This window comes from Streptomyces sp. NPDC018000 (assembly GCF_044328025.1).
In the GTDB taxonomy this organism is placed as follows: Bacteria; Actinomycetota; Actinomycetes; order Streptomycetales; family Streptomycetaceae; genus Streptomyces.
The window spans coordinates 1-2,933 of the sequence record NZ_JBIRGM010000054.1 but is presented as its reverse complement, the minus strand read 5'-3'; the positions used below and the strand labels follow the sequence as shown (position 1 = coordinate 2,933).

The 2,933-nt window shown below is 68.7% G+C and carries 3 protein-coding genes; all 3 read left to right on the top strand.

Annotation, left to right across the window (positions count from 1 at the left end):
- The first annotated feature begins 39 nt into the window (after window positions 1–39).
- The 3 genes from ACH4EW_RS32355 to ACH4EW_RS32345 are packed head-to-tail and all read left to right on the top strand — an operon-like array spanning window position 40 to window position 2,930.
- Window positions 40–945 carry a carbohydrate ABC transporter permease gene (locus ACH4EW_RS32355; protein ID WP_398263122.1) on the top strand — a complete coding sequence of 302 codons (906 nt, stop codon included), beginning with the start codon at window positions 40–42 and terminating at the stop codon, window positions 943–945.
- Between the two features lie 2 nt (window positions 946–947).
- A complete protein-coding gene (locus ACH4EW_RS32350; RefSeq protein ID WP_398263119.1) occupies window positions 948–1,895 on the top strand; it encodes a carbohydrate ABC transporter permease in 948 nt (315 codons plus the stop codon).
- Between the two features lie 6 nt (window positions 1,896–1,901).
- Window positions 1,902–2,930, top strand: a complete 1,029-nt coding sequence (locus tag ACH4EW_RS32345) for an NAD-dependent epimerase/dehydratase family protein (RefSeq protein WP_398263117.1) — start codon at window positions 1,902–1,904, stop codon at window positions 2,928–2,930.
- Window positions 2,931–2,933 lie beyond the last annotated feature (3 nt).

The window sequence follows — 2,933 nt, the reverse complement described above, 5'->3', positions numbered from 1 at the left end:
GACCCCCCGCAATTCCCCCCGTACCGCAAGGAGATCCCCGTGGCAGTCGTCGCGGAACCCACCCGCCGGGGCCCTCGCAGCGGGCCGCAGGCGCGCCGCGAGGCCCGGATCGGCCTGCTCTTCGTCCTTCCGTGTTTCCTGCTCTTCCTTGCCTTCCGGTTCGGTCCGGGCGTCGCCGGTGTGCTGATGAGCTTCACCGACTACTCCCTGACCGGCGGCGGCAGCTTCATCGGACTGGACAACTTCACCCGCCTGTGGGACGACCCGCTGTTCTGGCAGGCGCTGAAGGTCACGGTCCTGTACACGGTGCTCGCCGTGCCGGGCACGCTCATCGCGTCGGTGTCCCTGGCCCTGATCACCCGTCGCGCCTTCCGCGGCGCCAAGTTCTTCCGTTCGGTGTTCTTCCTGCCGGTCGTCACCTCGCTGGTGCTGGCCGCCACCGTCTTCGTCTGGATCTTCTCCACCGGCGGCCCGTGGTCCACACTGATGGGCTGGTTCGGGATGTCCGAGGGCTCCTGGCTCTCCGACGACGTGCTGGTGCTGCCCGCGCTCGCGATCGTCGGCGTCTGGTCCCGCTTCGGATACGGGATGCTCATCCTGCTGGCCCGGATGCAGGACATCCCGCGGGAATTGGAGGAGGCGGCCCTCACCGACGGTGCGGGCCCCTGGCAGCGGTTCCGGTACATCGTGCTGCCGCAGCTCAAGCCGGCCCTGTTCTTCCTCGCGGTGATCGAGACGACGGCCTCTTTCCAGGTCTTCGACGCGGTCTACACGATGACCGGGGGCGGCCCTGCCAACGCCAGTTACACGCTCGTCTTCCAGCTCTACGACGCGGGCTTCAAGTACTTCGACCTGGGTTACGCCTCCGCCATCGGCGTCGCGCTCTTCGTGCTGACCGTGGTGGTCGCGGCGATCCAGCGGCTCGTGATCGGGAAGGACCAGTGACCATGACCGCAGCCCCCGTAAAGACCGGGACCCCGCCCGCGGGCAAGGCTCCCGCGGCCCCCGACCGGGCCGCGCGCCGGGCCGAACGCAAGCTGCGCAAGCTCTCGGAGCAGGACACCGTCCCGCACGGCATGCGGCCCACCCCGGCCGGCCGGATCGCGCGCGCCGCGCTGCTGACGGTGGCGGCGATCGTGACGATCTTCCCGTTCTACGCGATGGCCGTGCTCTCCCTGAAGCCGTCCGCGGCGGTCGAGTTCCCCGGCAGTCTGCTGCCGTGGCCGCTGACCGGCGAGGCGTACGACACCGTCATGAACGCCCAGGACGTGCCGCGCTGGCTTTCCAACACCCTGATCTACTCGGTCGTTTCGGTCGTCGGCGTGCTGCTGCTCGCCTCACTCGCCGGGTATGCCTTCGCCAAGAAACGCTTCCCGGCCCGGGAGACGATGTTCTGGTCGTTCCTGTCGATGGTGATGGTCCCGTACCACGTCACGATGATCCCGACGTTCGCGATGATCGCCAAGCTGGGCGGCGTGGACACGTACTGGGGTCTGATCCTGCCGACCCTGGCCAACGCCCAGGCAGTGTTCCTGATGCGGCAGTTCATCCAGAGCCTGCCGGACGAACTCTTCGAGGCGGCCCGGCTCGACGGCTGCAACGAGTGGCAGATCTTCTACCGGATCGTACTGCCGCTGCTGAAGCCGATCCTCGCCACGCTCGGCATCTTCGTCTTCCTGTGGCACTGGAACGACTTCCTGTGGCCCCTGATCATCGGCCAGTCCACCGACATGCGCACCCTCACCGTCGGCATCGCCTCGCTCCAGCAGCAGAACGTACCGCTCAATGTGGTGCTCTCCGGCTCCGTCATCGCGTTCGTGCCCATCTTCGCCGCGTACATGGTGGGCCAGCGCTACTTCACCGAGGGCGTCACCGCGTCCGGAATCAAGGGATGACTACGAATGTTCACCGATGAGACCGCCCTCGAAGAGCGGCTCGCCACCCCCTCCCCCGCACTCGTCGCCGACCTCGGCCGCCTCGAAGACGATCTGCTGGTACTCGGCGCCGGCGGCAAGATGGGCCCCAGCCTGTGCCGACTGGCCCGCCGGGCGCTGGACACCGCAGGCCGGTCGGACGTGACCGTGTACGCGGTCTCCCGCTGGTCCGACAAGTCCGCCGCCGACGAACTGGAGGCCGCCGGGGTCTCCACCATCGCCTTCGACCTGATGGACCCGGCGGCTGATCCGGCCGAGCTGCCGGACGCCGGGAACATCGTCTACATGGTCGGCGCCAAGTTCGGTTCCGCCACGGCACCTTCCCACGCCTGGGCCGTGAACGCCGCATTGCCGGACCGGGTGGCACGCCGCTGGCCGCAGGCGCGGATCGCCGCCTTCTCCACAGGCAACGTATATCCACTGGTACCGGCCTCCTCCGGCGGCTGCACCGAGTCCGACCCCATCGGCCCGGTCGGCGAGTACGCCATGTCATGCCTCGGCCGTGAGCGGATCTTCGGCCACGCGGCCCTCACCCGCGGCACCAAGGTCGCCAACATCCGCCTCAACTACGCGGTCGACCTGCGCTACGGCGTCCTCGCCGACATCGCCTACCGCGTAAAGGCCGGCGAACCCGTCGACGTCACCACCGGCCACGCCAACGTCGTGTGGCAGGGGTACGCCAATGAAGTCGCCCTGCGATCCCTGCTGCACGCCACCGACGGCGAGGCGCTCACCCTCAACCTCACCGGGCCCGAAACCGCATCGGTGCGCCGCATCGCCCAGTGGTTCGGCAAGGAATTCGGCCACGAGCCCGTGATCGCCGGCGAGGAGGCACCCACCGCGCTGCTCTCCGACGCGAGCGCCTGCCACGCCCTCTTCGGCTACCCGGACGTGTCCCTGCGCACCCTCGTCGAGTGGCAGGCCGACTGGCTGCGCCGCGGGCTGCCGCTGTCCGGCAAGCCCACCAAGTTCCAGGTCCGCGACGGAAGGTTCTGATCC